At 63.6% G+C, this 17,278-nt stretch carries 13 protein-coding genes and 6 pseudogenes; 9 read left to right on the top strand and 10 right to left on the bottom strand.

The window, feature by feature from the left end:
• Positions 1-14: 14 nt before the first annotated feature.
• Positions 15-1,329, top strand: a pseudogene (gene trmFO / locus NW75_RS01670) (methylenetetrahydrofolate--tRNA-(uracil(54)-C(5))-methyltransferase (FADH(2)-oxidizing) TrmFO).
• Between the two features lie 3 nt (positions 1,330-1,332).
• On the opposite strand, the gene NW75_RS01665 reads toward trmFO, so the two are convergent.
• A complete protein-coding gene (locus tag NW75_RS01665; protein WP_033963327.1) occupies positions 1,333-1,806 on the bottom strand; it encodes a histidine kinase in 474 nt (157 codons plus the stop codon).
• A gap of 58 nt (positions 1,807-1,864) precedes the next feature.
• Positions 1,865-2,554 (bottom strand): squalene/phytoene synthase family protein, encoded by a 690-nt coding sequence (locus NW75_RS01660; protein ID WP_231564875.1) that lies wholly within the window; start codon positions 2,552-2,554, stop codon positions 1,865-1,867.
• Positions 2,555-2,632: 78 nt separating this feature from the next.
• Between NW75_RS01660 and NW75_RS01655 the strand changes: the two genes are divergently transcribed.
• Genes NW75_RS01655 through NW75_RS22610 form a run of 3 tightly spaced genes read left to right on the top strand, consistent with a single transcriptional unit; the run spans position 2,633 to position 5,258 of the window.
• Positions 2,633-3,190, top strand: a complete 558-nt coding sequence (locus tag NW75_RS01655) for a TadE/TadG family type IV pilus assembly protein (RefSeq protein WP_033963323.1) — start codon at positions 2,633-2,635, stop codon at positions 3,188-3,190.
• Entirely contained in the window at positions 3,187-3,714 is a 528-nt protein-coding gene (locus tag NW75_RS01650) for a TadE/TadG family type IV pilus assembly protein (protein WP_033963321.1), read from the top strand. Before NW75_RS01655 ends, NW75_RS01650 begins: the two co-directional genes overlap by 4 nt.
• Entirely contained in the window at positions 3,714-5,258 is a 1,545-nt protein-coding gene (locus NW75_RS22610; RefSeq protein WP_052191994.1) for a pilus assembly protein TadG-related protein, read from the top strand. The genes NW75_RS01650 and NW75_RS22610 overlap by 1 nt, the downstream gene beginning before the upstream one ends.
• A 54-nt stretch (positions 5,259-5,312) precedes the next feature.
• Here the strand turns inward: NW75_RS22610 and NW75_RS01640 are convergent.
• Both NW75_RS01640 and pdhA read right to left on the bottom strand, forming a co-directional pair.
• A pseudogene (locus NW75_RS01640) lies at positions 5,313-6,709 on the bottom strand (pyruvate dehydrogenase complex E1 component subunit beta).
• A complete protein-coding gene (gene pdhA, locus NW75_RS01635) occupies positions 6,709-7,770 on the bottom strand; it encodes a pyruvate dehydrogenase (acetyl-transferring) E1 component subunit alpha (RefSeq protein ID WP_033963319.1) in 1,062 nt (353 codons plus the stop codon). The pseudogene NW75_RS01640 and the gene pdhA overlap by 1 nt, the downstream one beginning before the upstream one ends.
• 149 nt (positions 7,771-7,919) lie before the next feature.
• Here pdhA and NW75_RS01630 point away from each other — a divergent pair, with 149 nt between their 5' ends.
• The 4 genes and pseudogenes from NW75_RS01630 to NW75_RS01615 all read left to right on the top strand — a co-directional run bounded on the left by NW75_RS01630 (position 7,920) and on the right by NW75_RS01615 (position 12,048).
• Positions 7,920-9,203, top strand: a complete 1,284-nt coding sequence (locus tag NW75_RS01630; protein ID WP_033963317.1) for an MFS transporter — start codon at positions 7,920-7,922, stop codon at positions 9,201-9,203.
• Positions 9,200-10,121: pseudogene (gene cysK / locus NW75_RS01625) on the top strand (cysteine synthase A). The gene NW75_RS01630 and the pseudogene cysK overlap by 4 nt, the downstream one beginning before the upstream one ends.
• 67 nt (positions 10,122-10,188) lie before the next feature.
• A complete protein-coding gene (locus NW75_RS01620) occupies positions 10,189-10,506 on the top strand; it encodes a hypothetical protein (RefSeq protein WP_126849058.1) in 318 nt (105 codons plus the stop codon).
• Positions 10,507-10,691: 185 nt separating this feature from the next.
• Positions 10,692-12,048, top strand: a pseudogene (locus tag NW75_RS01615) (cell wall hydrolase).
• Between the two features lie 74 nt (positions 12,049-12,122).
• Here the strand turns inward: NW75_RS01615 and NW75_RS01610 are convergent.
• The 6 genes and pseudogenes from NW75_RS01610 to NW75_RS01590 all read right to left on the bottom strand — a co-directional run bounded on the left by NW75_RS01610 (position 12,123) and on the right by NW75_RS01590 (position 15,571).
• Positions 12,123-13,924, bottom strand: a pseudogene (locus tag NW75_RS01610) (acyl-CoA dehydrogenase C-terminal domain-containing protein).
• A gap of 5 nt (positions 13,925-13,929) precedes the next feature.
• Complete coding sequence (locus NW75_RS01605; RefSeq protein WP_010408546.1) at positions 13,930-14,358, bottom strand: MerR family transcriptional regulator; 429 nt, start codon at positions 14,356-14,358, stop codon at positions 13,930-13,932.
• A 37-nt stretch (positions 14,359-14,395) separates the two neighbouring features.
• Positions 14,396-14,701 carry a hypothetical protein gene (locus NW75_RS25650; protein ID WP_231564872.1) on the bottom strand — a complete coding sequence of 102 codons (306 nt, stop codon included), beginning with the start codon at positions 14,699-14,701 and terminating at the stop codon, positions 14,396-14,398.
• The gene (locus tag NW75_RS25645) at positions 14,685-14,918 is read right to left on the bottom strand and encodes a hypothetical protein (RefSeq protein ID WP_231564871.1); all 234 of its coding nucleotides are present in this window, start codon (positions 14,916-14,918) and stop codon (positions 14,685-14,687) included. The genes NW75_RS25650 and NW75_RS25645 overlap by 17 nt, the downstream gene beginning before the upstream one ends.
• Positions 14,915-15,277: a phosphoribosyl-AMP cyclohydrolase gene (gene hisI, locus NW75_RS01595; RefSeq protein WP_033963312.1), complete on the bottom strand. Its 363-nt coding sequence runs from the start codon at positions 15,275-15,277 to the stop codon at positions 14,915-14,917. The genes NW75_RS25645 and hisI overlap by 4 nt, the downstream gene beginning before the upstream one ends.
• A gap of 45 nt (positions 15,278-15,322) precedes the next feature.
• The gene (locus NW75_RS01590) at positions 15,323-15,571 is read right to left on the bottom strand and encodes a Rho termination factor N-terminal domain-containing protein (protein ID WP_033963310.1); all 249 of its coding nucleotides are present in this window, start codon (positions 15,569-15,571) and stop codon (positions 15,323-15,325) included.
• Between the two features lie 155 nt (positions 15,572-15,726).
• Between NW75_RS01590 and purF the strand changes: the two are divergent.
• Positions 15,727-17,210 (top strand): annotated as a pseudogene (gene purF, locus NW75_RS01585) (amidophosphoribosyltransferase).
• Positions 17,211-17,278: the final 68 nt, after the last annotated feature.

The raw sequence follows: 17,278 nt of genomic DNA, 5'->3' as shown, positions 1-17,278 counted from the left end.
CTACAGCCCAGGCCATGACACACCAGATCCACATCATCGGCGGCGGCCTCGCCGGGTCGAAGCCGCCTGGCAGCTCGCCGAGTCAGGCTTCCGCGTAAAGCTCTCCGAAATGCGCGGTTCCGGCGAGATGACCCCGGCGCATCAGACCGACGGCCTCGCCGAACTGGTCTGCTCCAACAGCTTCCGCTCGGACGATGCCGACAGCAATGCCGTCGGGTTGATCCATCAGGAAATGCGCACGCTGAACTCGCTGATCCTGCGCGAGGCCGACATCCACAAGGTCCCCGCCGGCTCGGCGCTCGCGGTCGATCGCGATCGCTTTTCGGACGGCGTCACCGCAGCGCTCGCCGCGCATCCCAACATCGAAATCGTGCGCGAACGCGTCGATGTGTTGCCCGATACCGGCCTGACGATCGTCGCCACCGGCCCACTCACCGCGCCCGCGCTCGCCGATACGATCGGCGAGGCGACCGGCAAGGACGCGCTCGCTTTCTTCGATGCGATCGCGCCGATCGTCCATTTCGACAGCATCGACATGGACGTGGCCTGGATGGCCTCGCGCTGGGACAAGGGCGATTCCAAGGATTACATCAACTGCCCGATGACGCGGGACGAATATCTCGCCTTCCACACCGGCCTGATGGAAGGCGAAAAGACCGAATTCAAGGAGTGGGAGGACGTCCCCTATTTCGAAGGCTGCATGCCGATCGAGGTCGCCGCGGCGCGCGGGGTGGATACGCTGCGCTATGGGCCGATGAAGCCGGTCGGGCTCGATGATCCGCGCACCGGCCGCTGGCCCTATGCGGTGGTGCAATTGCGGCAGGACAATGCCAGCGGCACGCTGTGGAACATCGTCGGTTTCCAGACCAAGCTGAAGCATAGCGAGCAAGTGCGCCTGTTCCGCACCATCCCCGGCCTGCAAAACGCCGAATTCGCGCGCCTGGGCGGTTTGCACCGCAACACCTTCATCCGCTCGCCCGAGCTGCTCGACCCGACGCTACGGCTCAAGGCACGCCCCAATATCCGCTTCGCCGGGCAAATCACCGGCTGCGAAGGCTATGTCGAAAGCGCCGCGGTCGGGCTGATGGCCGGGCGCTTCGCTGCGGCCGAGCTGGGCGGAAAGCCGATGACGCCGCCCCCGGTCACCACCGCGCTCGGTGCCTTGCTGCATCACATTACCGGCGCGGCGGTGGCCGAGACCTATCAGCCGATGAACGTCAATTTCGGCCTGTTCCCGCCGATCGAAGGCCGCACCAAAAGGCCGATCGCAAGAAGATGTACACCGATCGCGCCCGCGAAGCGCTCGGGGAATGGCTGGCGGCGGGGTAACGCTCAGCTTTCCTCCGCGCTCGCCGGTGGCGGGGCAGGCGGGCAATCGCGCCGAACGCGCGGAGCTTTGCGCTTGGGCGCGGTGCTGACAAACTCCGCCGGCGTCATCGCGCCCGATTTGTCCTTGTCGGCCTCGGCGAATTTGGTTTCGGTCTTCACCGCCCATTCGTCGAACGACAGCACGCCATCATGGTTGGCGTCGAGCTTGGCATAGGCCTTGCGGCGCGGCGCAAGATACTCCTCACGCGTCACCTTGCCGTCGCGATCCTTGTCATAGCGGTCGAAGCGCTTCTGCTCGCGAGTCTTGTCGCTCGCCTCGGGCACCGTCGCCGGCAGCGCGCCCCCTTCCGTGGTTTGCGCCAGGGCCAGCGGGACGGAAGGCAAGGCCGCCACCGATCGCGCGCTGCGGTTGAACAGCAGCATTCCGGCCGCAACCAACGCCAGTGTCGCCAGCCCGCCCACCAGATATCGCCACATAGCGCCCTCCCCCGAGTCCCCTTGGGCAGGGTATCGCGTCCAAGCGCGTGGCGGAAGCCTAGCGCCCGGTAAAACGGTGCCAAGCGAGCCGGGCAACCCGTTGCGGCGCGCCGACCGGAGGCGACATGCCCTGCGGCAGCGCGAGGTCCATCCGCGCGATGTGTGCCAGCGCGCCGAGCGCACGCGCCGCGCGGCTCCAGCGCTGTCGAGTGGCGTCGGCGAGCGCGGTCGCTGCCATCTCAGTTGGAAGCACCGCCGCCGCATCGCGTGAGTGGCGGGCCAGGTCGGCAAGCGCCCATCCCTGCCCCGCCACCAGCAGCGGATCACGCTCCGCCGCACCCAGCATCCGACCGGCCGCCGCAAACACGGTGCCGCCGCGCACCGTAGCATAGGCTTCCAGCATCGGCGCGGTCAGCGGGTCGGGGTCGAGCAGCATTTCCCAGCCATCGATCATCCCGGCCAGCCTTGTGCCCGATAGCCCCTGTGGTAGCACCTTCGCCGCCAGCGCTTGCAACACCGGCTGCGCTGGCGGCGGGGCGTTGTCGAGCGCGACCAACGCCTCATGCCACCAGGTCAACCGCATCTGCCCGACCAGCGGCTCGCGCGTCGTGCGCAGAATCTGGCCCAGAGTATCATCCAACGCGAATACCGCCGCGAGCCCGGCGCGGACGTCACGCGGCGCGTAGGACAAAGCGAGCGCGCGCTCCGGGTTGGTGGGCTCGATCATCTGGAAAGGGTCGCCGACCATGGGTTGAACGCGCTTGATTTCACTATTCCTTTACCCGTTGCGTGGCAGGAAATGGCATAGCTTTGGGGCAATTTCATCGTGAAGATCACGCTTCCTCCCAGATTTGTCGCAGGCCCGAGCCGCGCGCGCGCGCTTGCAAGGGACGACCGCGGCAGTGCGGCGGTGGAATTCGCGCTCGTCGTAACCCCGTTGATCGCCTTGATGATCGCGATTGTGCAGACGAGCCTTACCTTCTTTGCCCAGCAGAATTTGGAAACAACCGCCGAAAAATCGGTCCGCGCCTTGTTGACCGGCACCGCCCAGACAAGCGGAATGACCCAGGCGCAATTCAAGACGCTCGCCTGCTCGAAACTGCCGGCCTTCATGAAGTGCGCGAATTTGCTGATCGACGTGCAAGCAGCCACTGCCTTTTCAGCCGTAGCGACCGCGCCGCCGACGATCACCTATGACAGCAACGGCAACGTCAACAACGCCTTTCAATATGCACCGGGGGGGACCGGGTCGATCAACGTCGTCAAGATGATGTATCTCTGGGATACCCAAAAGGGTCCGCTCGGCTTCGATTTGTCGACCCTTTCCGGCGGCAAGCGTTTGCTGATCGCAACATCGGTCTTCAAGACGGAGCCGTACAAGTGACCCGCCGTTTATGGGCCGATCAAGGCGGCGTATCGGCGGTGGAGTTTGCGATCTGCCTGCCGTTCATCGTGCTGTTGTACCTCGGCGGATATCAATTGAGCGACAGCATCTCGGCGTATCGCAAAGTCACCGCCGCCACGCGGACCGTTGCCGATCTGACGTCACAATCGACCAGCGTTACCGCCTCGGATCTGGATACGATCCTGAACGCCAGCACGCAGATCTTGAGCCCGTACAAGATATCGGCGGCGAAATTGACGGTATCGCAAATATACACCGACCCCAACGGTGTATCGACAGTCGATTGGAGCCGTGGGTTAAACATCAACGCGTTGACGAAAGGCACTTCGTTCACCTTGCCCGGAACGATCAAGCAAAACGGAACCTATGTCATCGTTGCATCCATCAATTATACGTACACGCCGGTCGCTGGACTTGCTTTGCTCGGTAGCATTCCCATGCGCGACCAGATCATCATGAGTCCGCGCGCGTCAAATTCGGTAACTGGGGTCAATGTGTCCTAATGGTCCAGCCGTTTCTTACCTTCCTTCGCGCCACGCATCGGTTCGCCACGCGCCTGCGCCACGATCGCCGCGGCAATGTCCTGCTGTTGATGGGCTTCGCCGCGATTCCGCTGACGCTCGCAACCGGCGTCTCGATCGATTACGCACGCGCCGGACGTTTGCAGACCAAATTGAACTCGGCAGCCGACGCTGCGGCCTTGGCTGCGGTCACGCAGCCGATGATGAAGCTCGATAACACCGCAGCCCAGAATGCGGCCAACGCGATGTTCAAATCGCAAATTACCGGCCAGCCGGGGTTGATCTGGAACGACAGCAACCTGACCGTTTCGATCGTCGGCAACAACGCAGCTGCATCAACGCGCACCGCAACCGTCACCTACACGGCCTCATCGGTGAATGCCTTTGCAAACGTCATCGGAATGCCGACGATTACCATCGGCGGAACATCGACGGCGACCGCCACGGCTGCACCAAATATCGACTTTTACCTGGCGCTCGACACCTCGTCTTCGATGGCGTTGCCGACCACGTCGGCCGGATTTACGACGATGGACAATGCCGTAAAATGCGCGTTTGCCTGTCATTCCAACAAGATCGAAACCTACGTTGGCTCGTCCATCCCAAGTCTGATCCTCGACAATGCCAAGTTTTCCATCGTCAAAGGCTCTTACGGAACCGGTACGGTTGGTGGCAACCAGATCACGAAAATTGATGCCAATGGTGCCTATGTTTACGTCAGCAAAAAATCGACCAACAGCTATTGCGGCGCAAGCAATGCGAAGGATATCTGCGTCTACAATGCCGATGGTTCTTTCGTAGACTCCTATTGGTATGCGCTCAATCAGGGCGTACACTTGCGAGTTAATGACGAACAGACCGCTGCCAGCAATTTGATGACTTTGGCGCAGAGTTACGCGCTGGAGAACAGCCGCACCTATCGCGCCGCGCTTTACACCTTCGATCACATCACCAATTTCAAGACGATCGCGACGCTGACGCCTGACCTGGCATCGGTCGGCACCGCCGCCAGCAATGTCAGTCTGGTCACGGTCAACGACAAGGCCGGCAACGGACGTCCGCCCAACGGCTCGTCGGGCACGGAATATCTGTTCACGAGCTTCCAGAGCTTGATGAACAATATGGGAACCCAATTGCCCGCAAAATCAGGCAATGGGTCGAACGACCCGGGCGATACGCCGCAAGCGTTCTTGTTCTTGGTAACCGACGGGATGAGCGACGAGAATATCGGGTCAGGCCGCACCCGCGCACCGATGCAGCAAGCGCAAATTGATCAATGCACCGCGATCAAGAAGCGCGGCGTGAAGATCGCCATTCTCTATACCGAATATACCTCAGCATCGATCCAGGACGACGAAGCGACCCAGCGCGACATCGCCAATGCCGCGATCCCAAAGATCCCGACGGCGTTGACGGCCTGCGCGTCGCCCGATTTGATGTATACGGTGAAGACCGACCAGAGCATCTCCGACGCCCTTCAGTCGTTGTTCCGCAAGGCCGTTGCCAGCGCGCGTCTCACGCAATAAGCGACCGGGGTCGTCTGCGGCGGCAACCGACGCAGACGACCCCGTCCTGATGGATTAGCGGTACAGAACCGACTTCACCGCCGCGACGATCTTGTCGGCGCTGACCAGCATCAGCTTTTCGAGGTTCGCCGCATAAGGCATCGGCACGTCCTCGTTGGTCACGCGCAACACCGGGGCATCGAGGTCGTCGAAACCCTGTTCCATGCACACCGCCGAGATTTCCGACGCGATCGAGCAGGTCGGCCAGCCTTCTTCGACCACCACGACGCGGTTGGTCTTCTTCAGGCTCTTGAGCACGGTCGCGGTGTCGAGCGGGCGCAGCGTGCGCAGGTCGATCACCTCGCGTCGATCCCCTCGCCCGCCAGCGTCTCGGCGGCTTCGAGCGCGAGCCCGACGCCGATCGAGTAGCTGACGATCGTCACGTCCTTGCCCTCGCGCATGATCCGCGCCTTGCCGATCGGCAGCACATAATCGTCGAGCTTGGGCACTTCGAAGGTGCGGCCGTAGAGCAGCTCATTCTCGAGGAACACGACCGGGTCTTCGGTGCGGATCGCCGCCTTCAGCAGCCCTTTGGCATCGGCCGCGTCATAAGGCGCAATCACGATCAGGCCAGGCACGCTCGCATACCAGGGCCCGTAATTCTGGCTGTGCTGCGCGCCGACGCGGCTCGCCGCGCCGTTGGGACCACGGAACACCACCGGGCAGCGCATCTGGCCGCCCGACATATAGTTGGTCTTGGCGGCGGAATTGATGATGTGGTCGATCGCCTGCATAGCGAAGTTGAAGGTCATGAACTCGACGATCGGGCGCAGACCGCCCATCGCCGCGCCCGTGCCGATGCCGGCAAAGCCATATTCGGTGATCGGCGTATCGATCACGCGCTTGTCGCCAAACTCGTCGAGCAGGCCCTGCGTAACCTTATACGCGCCCTGATATTGCGCGACTTCCTCGCCCATCACGAACACGCGCGGATCGGCGCGCATTTCCTCGGCCATCGCATCGCGCAGCGCCTCGCGCAGCGTCATCTTGACCAGCTCGGTCCCTTCCGGGATCTCGGCCGGCACGGGCGTGTCGGCATTGGTCTTCAGTGGGTCGGGCGTCGTGGTCTTGCCCTCGCCCGTACCGGTTTCCTCGGCCTCAGTGACTTGGGCTGGAGTGGGGGCTGCGGCAGGAGCGGTCGGCGCGGCGACCGGAGTCGAAGCATCCTCTCCTTCGGCGAACAACGTGGCAATGACGGTCCCGACCTTCACATTGTCGGTGCCTTCGGCGACGAGGATCTTGCCGATCGTGCCTTCGTCGACAGCTTCGAATTCCATCGTCGCCTTGTCGGTCTCGATCTCGGCCATGATGTCGCCCGATTTGACGACATCGCCTTCCTTGACCAGCCATTTGGCGAGGGTGCCTTCCTCCATCGTGGGGGAAAGCGCGGGCATCTTGATTTCTACGGCCATTAGTAGGTTTCCACCAGCACGTCGGTATACAGTTCAGAGGCCTCAGGCTCGGGCGTCTGTTCGGCGAAGTCGGCCGCTTCGTTGACGATCTTGCGGATTTCCTGCTCGATCGCCTTCAGTGCGTCTTCCTTGATGCCCTGCGCATCGAGCAGCTTCTTGACGTGATCGATCGGGTCGGACTTGTCGCGCACCGCCTGCACTTCGTCGCGCGAGCGGTATTTGGCGGGGTCGGACATCGAGTGGCCGCGATAGCGATAGGTCTTCATCTCCAGGATGATCGGCCCCTTGCCCGCGCGCACCCACGCCAGCGCTTCCTCGGCGGCACCGCGGCACGCCAGCACGTCCATGCCGTCCACCTGGATACCAGGAATGCGGAAGCTCTCGCCGCGCTTGTACAGCTGGTCTTCGGCCGAGGAGCGGTTGACGCTGGTGCCCATGGCGTACTGGTTGTTCTCGATCACATAGATGATCGGGAGCTTCCACAGCTCGGCCATGTTGAACGATTCGTAGACCTGGCCCTGGTTCGCAGCGCCGTCGCCGAAATAGGCGACCGCGACGCCGCCATCCTCGTTATACTTGTGCGCAAAGGCGAGGCCGGTGCCGAGCGAGACCTGCGCGCCGACGATGCCGTGGCCACCGTAAAACTTCTTCTCGGTCGAGAACATGTGCATCGAGCCGCCCTTGCCCCGGCTGATTCCCGCGCCACGCCCGGTCAATTCGGCCATGATGATCTTGGGGTCGATGCCGTAGGCGAGCATGTGGCCATGGTCGCGATAGCCGGTGATGACCGAGTCCTTCTCGCCATCGAGCGCGGACTGCAGCCCGACCGCAACGGCTTCCTGGCCGATATACAGATGGCAAAAGCCGCCGATGAAACCGAGGCCATAAAGCTGGCCCGCTTTCTCTTCGAAGCGGCGGATCATCAGCATCTGCTTGTAGAATTCGAGCAGCTCCTCGGTCGAGGCCTCGTACAATTTGGGCTCGTCAGGCGCTCGCGGTTCGGCACCGGGGGTTGTGCCTTTACGGCGGCGGGAGCTTTTGCCACGTCTGGAAGACCTCATGACCTGGGGAGAGGAGACGCGAGCCTATAGGCGCGATCCGGCGGGTTTATCAATCGCCTCCGTAAAACCTTCGGGTGAGCAGAAGTTTCCTCGCCCCAAGCAACTCCACGATTGCCCCGCGCGCGCTGCAGCGCTTAAGGCCAAATACGATGGACGCAGCACCCCACCCCCTCCGAATCCCACAGTTCCGCGCTTATTGGGCGGCGCGCTTTTCGATGACGATCGCGCAGAACGCGATGATCATCGTCATCGGCTGGCAAACCTATACCATCGCCCGCACGACGATGTCCCCCGCCGGTGCCGCCGCACAGCTCGGGCTGATCGGGCTGCTGCAGTTCATTCCCCTGTTCGTGACAACACCGATCACCGGCTGGGTCGCCGACCGATTCGACCGGCGCTGGATCACACGCTGCACGGTGACGCTGCAGGCACTGTGCGCGCTGACGCTGGCGCTCGTTACGTATACCGAGGGTATGACGCTGCCGGTGCTGTTCTCGATTGCGGTGTTGCTCGGCGTCGGGCGAGCTTTTGCCGGACCGGCGTTCGGAGCACTGGCTCCCAACCTGGTGCCGCGCGCAGTGCTGCCGACGGCGATCGCGCTGAGCTCGATCTCGTGGCAGATCGGCACGATCATCGGACCGGCGATCGGCGGCTTCGCGTATGCTGCCGCCCCCTGGGGGGCGTATGCGGTGGCGACCGCGCTGTTCCTGACCGCGCTGCTCGCGCTGTTCACGATCGGCCCCGTGCCGCGCTCGATCACGCCAAGCAAGGCGCACCCGATTCGCCAGATCATCGATGGCCTGGCCTATGTCGGCCAGAACAAGCTCGTGCTGGGGGCGATCACGCTCGATCTGTTCGCCGTGTTTCTGGCCGGGACCAGCGCCTTGCTGCCCATCTACGCGCACGACATCCTGAAGGTCGGGCCGCAAGGGCTGAGCCTGCTCGCCTCCGCCCCCGCCGCCGGCGCGTCGGTGGTCGCCTTGTTCTTCTCGTTCCGCCCGATCAAGACCAATGTCGGCCCCAAAATGCTGGGCGCGGTGCTGGTTTACGGCACGGCAACCGTGGTGTTCGGCCTGTCGCAGATCATGGCGCTGAGCCTTATCGCGCTGGCGGTCGCGGGGGCAGCCGACATGTTCTCGGTCTATATCCGCCAGTCGCTGATCACGCTGCACACCCCCGACGACAAGCGCGGTCGCGTGGGCGCGGTGTCGCAGCTCACCATTTCGGCGTCGAACGAGCTGGGCGAAGCCGAATCGGGCTTCCTCGCCTCCGCGCTCGGGCCGGTCGGCGCGGTGCTGGTCGGCGGCGGTGGTGCGATTGTAGTCACGATCCTGTGGACCTATCTTTTCCCCAGCATCCGTAACGCCAAGACTTTCGACCCGCCCAAAAGCCCGCAAGATTCCCGCGATCTCGAACTGGAGGCCACGCCATGAAAGCCAACACCATCCTGGACACGATCGGCAACACGCCGCACATCCGCGTCCAGAAGCTGTTCCCGGGCACCGAAGTGTGGATCAAGTCCGAACGCTCCAATCCGGGCGGGTCGATCAAGGACCGCATCGCGCTCGCCATGATCGAGGCAGCGGAAAAGGACGGCCATCTGAAGCCCGGCGGCACGATCATCGAGCCGACTTCGGGCAATACCGGCGTCGGCCTGGCGATGGTCGCGGCGGTCAAGGGCTATAAGCTCGTGCTGGTCATGCCCGAGAGCATGAGCCTCGAACGCCGCCGCCTGATGCTGGCTTACGGCGCGACCTTTGATCTGACCCCGCGCGAAAAGGGCATGAAGGGCGCGATCGAGCGTGCCCTCGAACTCGTCGACCAGACGCCGGGTGCCTGGATGCCGCAGCAATTCGAAAACCCTGCCAATATCGACATCCACACCCGCACCACCGCGATCGAAATCCTCAACGACTTCCGCGATACCCCCGATCGACGTCATCATCACCGGCGTCGGCACTGGCGGCCACATCACCGGCGTGGCCGAGCGGTTGAAGCAGGAATGGCCGAATCTGAAGGTCTATGCGGTCGAGCCCGCAGCCTCGCCCGTCATCTCGGGCGGTACGCCCGGGCCGCATCCGATTCAGGGCATCGGCGCGGGCTTCGTCCCCGCCAACCTCCACACACAATCGATCGACGGTGCGATCAAGGTCGAGGCCGCCGACGCCAAGGCGATGGCGCGTCGCTCCGCCGCCGAGGAAGGAATCCTGGTCGGGATCAGCTCGGGTGCAACGCTCGCCGCGATCGCGCAGAAACTGCCCGAGCTTCCCGCAGGCTCACGCGTGCTCGGCTTCAACTACGACACGGGCGAACGCTATCTGTCGGTTCCCGACTTCCTGCCCGAAGGTTGATGTCGCAGTAACCCTTTTTCTGCGGTATAAGGCGTTCCGACGGGCGGGGGTCCGTCGGGGGCCAGTCATGCGTAAAATAATGATTTTCGTCAGCGTGCTGCTGGCGTTGTTCCAGATGTATTCGATGGTGGCTACGGGCGGCAGGGACAAAGCACCAACGGCAGCGAGCGTTGTCGCCGTAGCCCCGCGGGCGGTATTGGCCGCTGCCAGCGCCCCCAATGCCCCACAAATGGCACCAATCGTAGCCTCCGCATCCCCTCCCCAAAGCTGTTACCGCCAATATCAGACGAAGTTCCAGCAATGCCGCGCAGCCGACGAAGCCTGCCACCTCAATGCCGCGGACCAATGGGATCTGTGCGAGGCAACGGGCCTTTGGCCCAAATAACAGCTAAACCGAGCTGTATGGGATCGAATCCGGGCGCGCGCGGTGGCGTCCGGAATCGGGACATAGTGCGCCGTCGCGCGACGGCGTTTCAGTTTCCCTGCAGACTAGGCTAAAGCCGCCCGCAATCGTCGGAAAGGAGCTGGTCCTGTCCGACGTCCTCCGTAACAAAGCTGCTTTTGACCTCCATGCTCCCTCCCTTGCGCCCTGGCCATATGCTGCGCGCGATCGTGCTGCTGATCGCCGCAATGGCGATCCTGATACCCGCACTGATCGTGCATTTTGCCCCGCCGGTCGTCCGGCACCTCGTTGCACACCCCCTGCCGACGCGCGTGGTGCCGCAAGCCGAGGTGCCGCCCGTCGAGCCCGTCGCCTTCGAGGATCTCGATCCCGACGAAGCGCGCGCGTTCAACGCCAGCGTCCCGTTCGTCGAAGGCCCCAACCCGGCGGCCCGCCCCTTCCGTTTGCCCGGCGACGCCCCCCCAGCAAGCCCGTGCGATCGACTGTATGGCTGCGGCAGTCCTGTATGAGGCCGGGGACGATCCGGTCGGGCAGCGTGCGGTGGCACAGGTCGTCATCAACCGCGTTCGCCACCCCGCCTTTCCCAAGACGATCTGCGGCGTGGTGTTCCAGGGGTCAGAACGACCGACCGGTTGCCAATTCACCTTCACCTGCGACGGAGCGTTGGTGCGACACCATTGGGCAGATGCCCAATGGGCACGTGCGCGATCGGTCGCAATGGCGGCGCTGAACGGTGCCGTGTTCAGGCCGGTCGGCCATGCCACGCATTACCACACGAACTGGGTCGTGCCGTATTGGCAGTCGAGCCTGGACAAGATTGCTGCGGTCAACACGCACCTGTTTTTCCGCTGGACCGGCTGGTGGGGCACGCCACCTGCGTTCAATCGCCATGTTTCGGCCGACGAGCCCATCATCGCCGCGCTCGCCGCCTATTCCGAAGCGCATCGCGGCATCGACACCGTCGTCGCGCCGGAGGGGGGCGTGGCGGTTGACGCAGCCGCAGCCGCCGCCCCACTCCCCCGCTCTTTGCCGGGGGATGCAAACAGCTTCCTGCTGACGCTAGACCCCGCCACGCTGTCGCCCGATGGCTTTGCACAGCTTGCGGCGCGCGCATGCGCAGATCGCCCTTATTGCAAGGTGATGGGCTGGACCGACCCGACCAAGACTCCAACGGCGCTGCCGCTGCAACCCGCGCAAATTGCCGCAATGTCGTTCAGCTACCTGCGCGATCAAGCCCATGGCTATGACAAGGCGTTGTGGAATTGCCGGGAGTTTCGGCGGTCTTTGCCCGCGCAGTGCATGAAGGCGCAAACCTTCCTGACCGCCGTCGCTGTCGTCCCGGAAAATGAGGCCCCGGCGGCCGTCGCCGCGGGCGCGCAAACGGCAGCCGCGCGCAGCTCGGTTCCGGCACTCCCCGATGGCCTTGCAGGCGTGCGCCGCAAGGTGGAAACGCCTGCGGCAAAATCATCGCCGCCAACCAAAACGCCGCCGCCAGTTGCGACGGGAGGTAGCGAAGCGCGCTAACGCGTCGCCGGGCCGATGACATTCACCGGTGCCCCCCGGCACGGTGGAGGGGCGCGCGATGCGCCCCCCTTCCTTTACGCGGCCTCGAACATCTCCGGCGGCAGCGCCATCAATGCTTCCGCGCCCGCCTCGATCTTGCGGCGCAGCGCACCCGCCTCGGGCATGATCCGCTCGGCGAAGTAGCGCGCGGTCACCAGCTTGGCATCGAGGAAGGCTGCATCGCCCTCGCCCGCGGCCTTCAGCTTGGTCGCCGCCGTCACCATCCGCAGCCACATCAGGCCAAGCGCGACGATGCCCATCAGGTGCATGTAGCTGTGCGCCCCGGCTCCGACATTGTCGGGGTTCTTCATGCCGTTCTGGAGGAACCACAGCGTTGCCTGCTGCAACTCGCCATTGGCCTTTTCCAGACGCGCCGCAAAATCGGCGGTTGCTGGATCTGCCTTGCCCGCCGCTACTTCATCCGTGACGACCTTGAACAACGCCTGCACCGCACGGCCGCCATTCTGGGCGAGCTTGCGGCCGACCAGGTCCATCGCCTGCACGCCGTTGGTGCCTTCATAGATCATCGCGATGCGCGCATCGCGGACATATTGCTCCATGCCCCATTCGGCGATGTAGCCATGGCCGCCATAAACTTGCTGCGCATTGGTCGCGATGTCATAGCCCTTGTCGGTGCCATAGCCCTTGATCACCGGGGTCAGCAGCCCGACCAGATCGGCGGCGAGTTGCTTTTCCTCGTCCGTAGCGGCGGCATGTTCCAGATCGACTTGCAGCGCCGCCCACAGGCACAAAGCGCGCAAGCCCTCGGTCAGCGCCTTGGCTTCCATCAGCATCCGGCGGATGTCGGGATGGACGAACAGCGGATCGGCTTTCTCGCTGGGTTCCTTCGGGCCGGTCAGCGCGCGACCCTGACGACGATCCTGGGCATATTGCACCGCGTTCTGATACGCGACTTCGGCCACGGCCAGGCCCTGCAGACCGACGCCGAGGCGTGCCGCGTTCATCATGATGAACATCGCGGCCAGGCCCTTCATCTCCTCGCCGACCAGCCAGCCGATCGCGCCGTCATAGTTCATCACGCACGTCGAATTGGCGTGGATGCCCATCTTGTGCTCGATCGAGCCGCAGGTGACGGCGTTGCGCGCGCCGAGGCTGCCATCGTCCTCGACCATGAACTTGGGCACCACGAACAGCGAAATGCCCTTCGAGCTTTCCGGCGCGCCCGGCGTCTTGGCCAGCACGAGATGGATGATGTTCTCGGTCAGGTCATGCTCGCCCGACGAGATGAAGATCTTGGTGCCAGTAATGGCGTAGGAACCATCGCCCTGCGGCTCGGCGCGGGTGCGGATCAGGCCGAGGTCAGTGCCGCACTGCGGCTCGGTCAGGTTCATCGTGCCGCCCCATTTGCCGCTGACCATGTTGGGGACGTACTTAGCCTTCTGCTCGTCCGAGCCTTGACCAGCAACGCCGCGATCGCACCGTGCGTCAGCCCGGGATACATGGCGAATGCCATGTTGGAGGAGATCATGAATTCCTGAAACGCGGTCGAAACGACGTGCGGCATCGCCTGCCCGCCAAACTCCTCCGGCGCGCTGAGCGTGCCCCAGCCCGATTCGACGAACGCGTCATAGGCTTCCTTGAAACCCTTGGGCGTGGTGACCGATCCGTCGTCATGGCGGGTGCAGCCTTCCTGATCGCCCGAATGATTGAGCGGGAACAGCACCTCCGCGACGAACTTGCCGCCCTCGTCCAGCACGGCATCGACCACATCGGGCGTTGCATTCTGGAAGCCGGGCAGATCGGCATAAGCCGGAAGGCCGACCACATGATCGAGCACGAAGCGAACATCGCGAGCGGGGGGCGTATATTTCGGCATGGGGTTCAGTCCTTCAGGCGGCCTTGTGCGCCATTGGTTTCAAGCAAGGTGACGAAGTCGGCAAGTTCGGTAATCGCCGCATCGATATCGTGTTTTTGCGACTGGAGCAGCGCCATGCGCTCCCGACACCGCGCGATGGTGGTTGCCTTCTGCACCTGGCGACCATCGCCAATGTCGTACAGGTCGATCATTTCGCGAATCTCGCCGAGACTGAAGCCAACGCGCTTGCCCCGCAAAATCCAGGCAAGCCGCGCGCGATCGCGCTGCGAGTAGATGCGCGAGGTGCCGCGCCGCTCGGGCGCGATCAGCCCCTCGTCCTCGTAAAAGCGCAACGCCCGTGCGGTTACGCCGAATTCGGCCGACAAATCGGAAATGGAAAAGTGATCGCGCGTCGGGTGGCGATCGATCACGGCATAGGCTGGACCGCTAGGCATGAGCGACAAATAGTTTACCCTTACGTGAACGTCAAGCTCAACCGCCGCCAGCGCAAAGCAACCGGCCCCGGCTATCGCGCAAGGTCGATGCCTCCGAGATCGACTCGCTGAGCCGTGCCACATCCAGTGCGGCGATCGACGCGCGATGGATGCAGACCTTTTGGCATCCATCGGGCACGCGCGGCGGAAAGACGATCCGGTCCCCCTCGAAACGGGCATCGAAGCTGCAGGCCGAATCGCCGCCTTCCCCGCCGCGATCCAAGGTGATGTGCAGCGTTTCCCCGACTCGAGTCACGGTGCCAGACCCGCCGCAATTCTGCTGTTCGTCATAATCGACAAACACGCCGATGCGGTACGCCGTTGCGCTCGGCACGATGCAAAACGCGGTCGCTTTCGCGCGCATACAGACCCGTAATGTCGGTGCTGGCGGGGTCGGGGATGACGCCCGCCTGGATGGCAGCGGCCTCCAGCCCGACCGGGGTCGGCGTGGCCGCAGGCTTGGGCTCAGCGCGGTGACACCCGGCCAGAACGAGGACCAGCAGCAGCGCGGCCCGCTTCACGCGGCCGACACCAACCGATCGCCGTCGATTCGACGATAGAAGCAGCTCCGCTCGCCCGTGTGGCAAGCCGGGCCCGCGGGGTCGACGATCAGCCACACGGCATCCTGATCGCAATCGATGCGAATGTCGGCCACGCGCAATACATGGCCCGACGTCTCGCCCTTCTTCCACAGCGCGGAGCGGCTGCGCGACCAGAAATGCGCCTCGCCGCTTTCGACCGTCAACCGCAGCGCCTCGGCATTCATATGGGCGAGCATCAGCACATCGCCCGACACGCGGTCGGTCGCGACCGCCGTGATCAAGCCAGCGGAATCATATTTGGGGTCCAGCACCAGGCCGGTTTCGCGAAGGTCTGCCATGCCGCAGGTCTAGCGCCCGCAGCCGCCCCCGTCATCCTTCCGCTGTCATTCGGCGCGAATCGCCTTGATCAGTTCGGCTTTGGTCATGCGCGAGCGCCCGACAACGCCGATCTCCCGCGCCTCCTCCAGCAGGTCGCTCTTGGTGCGCTGGTCCAGCGTCCCGCCGCGATGGCGGAGTGTGCCCGCCGCTTTGGCGTTGGCGATTCGCGCCGCCTTCTGCTCAGAGGCCCCCTGTTTGCGCAGCGCTTCGTAGAGTTCGTCGTCCTTCACGCTGGGTCCGTGATCCTTCGCCATGCTCAATCTCCCGCGACCGATAACAAACTTTCCCGCAAAGCCGCCGAAACGAACAATGCGACCAATCGCTCCCCATCATGTGACAAAAGCGCGACAAACCGAATGGCGCTCCCTATATGCCGCCTCGAAGCTCTACCCTCCCCCAAAGGGCCCCCATGCTGACAACCAATCCGTTCGACGTCTCCCAAGATGGAGACACGCTGCATGAAGAGTGCGGCATTTTCGGTATCTCTGGCGCAGCCGATGCGGCGCGCCTGGTCGCACTGGGGCTGCACGCGCTCCAGCATCGCGGCCAGGAAGCGGCCGGCATCACCAGCTTTGACGGCACCGAATTCCACACCCACCGCGCGATGGGCCATGTCGCGGGCAATTTCGACCGCGAAGAGGTGATGGTCCCGCTGCGCGGCAGCGTCGCCTGCGGGCATGTGCGCTATTCGACCACTGGCGAAACCGCGCTGCGCAACGTCCAGCCGCTCTATGCCGATCTCGCCTCGGGCGGCTTCGCGATCGCGCATAACGGCAATATTTCCAACGCGATGCGGCTGCGGCGCGATCTCGTGCGGCGCGGTTCGATCTTCCAGTCGACCAGCGACACCGAGACGATCATTCACCTCTCGCCACTTCCAATTACCGTACGGTCGTCGACAAGTTCATCGACGCGCTGAAGCGCGTCGAGGGGGCCTATTCGCTGATCGTGATGACGCCCGAGGGCATGATCGCCTGCCGCGATCCGCTCGGCATCCGCCCGCTGGTGATGGGCAAGATCGAACAATCGGACGGCAGCGAGGCGGTAATCTTCGCTTCCGAAACGGTTGCGCTCGACGTGGTCGGTGCGACCTTCGTCCGCTCGATCGAGCCAGGCGAGCTGGTGATGGTGAAAGGCAGCGAGATCACCTCGCACAGCCCGTTCGCACCTGTAGCCCCGCGCCCATGCATCTTCGAATTCGTCTATTTTTCGCGCCCCGATTCGATCTCGGAGGACCGCAGCGTCTACACCGTGCGCAAGGCGATCGGCGCGCAGCTCGCGATCGAAAGCCCGGTCGAGGCGGATTTGGTGATCCCGGTTCCCGATTCGGGGACCCCGGCGGCGCTGGGTTATGCGCAGGAATCGGGCATTCCGTTCGAGCTTGGCATCATCCGCTCGCATTATGTCGGCCGCACCTTCATCCAGCCGGGCGACAAGGTCCGCCACTTGGGCGTGAAGCTGAAGCACAACGCCAATCGCGCGCTGATCAAGGGCAAGCGGGTCGTGCTGATCGACGATTCGATCGTGCGCGGCACCACCAGCCTCAAGATCGTCGAGATGATGCGGGAAGCCGGTGCCGCCGAAGTGCATATGCGCATCGCCAGCCCGCCGACGCGGCATTCGTGCTTCTACGGCGTCGACACGCCCGAGCGTGCCAAGCTGCTCGCCGCGACCAAGAATCTCGAAGAGATGGCGACCTATATCAAGGCCGACAGTCTTGCCTTCATCTCGATTGACGGGCTCTACAAGGCGCTCGGCGAACCCCAGCGCAACGCGATCCGCCCGAGCCATTGCGATGCCTGCTTCACCGGCGATTATCCGACCACGCTGACCGACCAGGACGATGTTTCCTCGGTCGACCAGTTCGCGTTGCTGGCGGAACGGATGATCTGATCTTTACCGTTCGGACTGAGCTTGTCGAAGCACCGCCCTTTCTTCTAACGATTCAGAAAGTGCCGCCC

It is taken from the genome of Sphingomonas sp. Ant H11 (assembly GCF_000797515.1).
Lineage (GTDB): Bacteria > Pseudomonadota > Alphaproteobacteria > Sphingomonadales > Sphingomonadaceae > Sphingomonas.
This window is presented reverse-complemented; position numbering and strand designations above follow the sequence as displayed.

Coding starts and splice junctions, on each gene's coding strand:
- NW75_RS01665 (WP_033963327.1), bottom strand. CDS start 1,806: ATGTGGCGATATCTGGTGGGCGGGCTGGCGACACTGGCGTTGGTTGCG.
- NW75_RS01660 (WP_231564875.1), bottom strand. CDS start 2,554: ATGGTCGGCGACCCTTTCCAGATGATCGAGCCCACCAACCCGGAGCGC.
- NW75_RS22610 (WP_052191994.1), top strand. CDS start 3,714: ATGGTCCAGCCGTTTCTTACCTTCCTTCGCGCCACGCATCGGTTCGCC.
- pdhA (WP_033963319.1), bottom strand. CDS start 7,770: ATGAGGTCTTCCAGACGTGGCAAAAGCTCCCGCCGCCGTAAAGGCACA.
- NW75_RS01630 (WP_033963317.1), top strand. CDS start 7,920: ATGGACGCAGCACCCCACCCCCTCCGAATCCCACAGTTCCGCGCTTAT.
- NW75_RS01620 (WP_126849058.1), top strand. CDS start 10,189: ATGCGTAAAATAATGATTTTCGTCAGCGTGCTGCTGGCGTTGTTCCAG.
- NW75_RS01605 (WP_010408546.1), bottom strand. CDS start 14,358: ATGCCTAGCGGTCCAGCCTATGCCGTGATCGATCGCCACCCGACGCGC.
- hisI (WP_033963312.1), bottom strand. CDS start 15,277: ATGGCAGACCTTCGCGAAACCGGCCTGGTGCTGGACCCCAAATATGAT.
- NW75_RS01590 (WP_033963310.1), bottom strand. CDS start 15,571: ATGGCGAAGGATCACGGACCCAGCGTGAAGGACGACGAACTCTACGAA.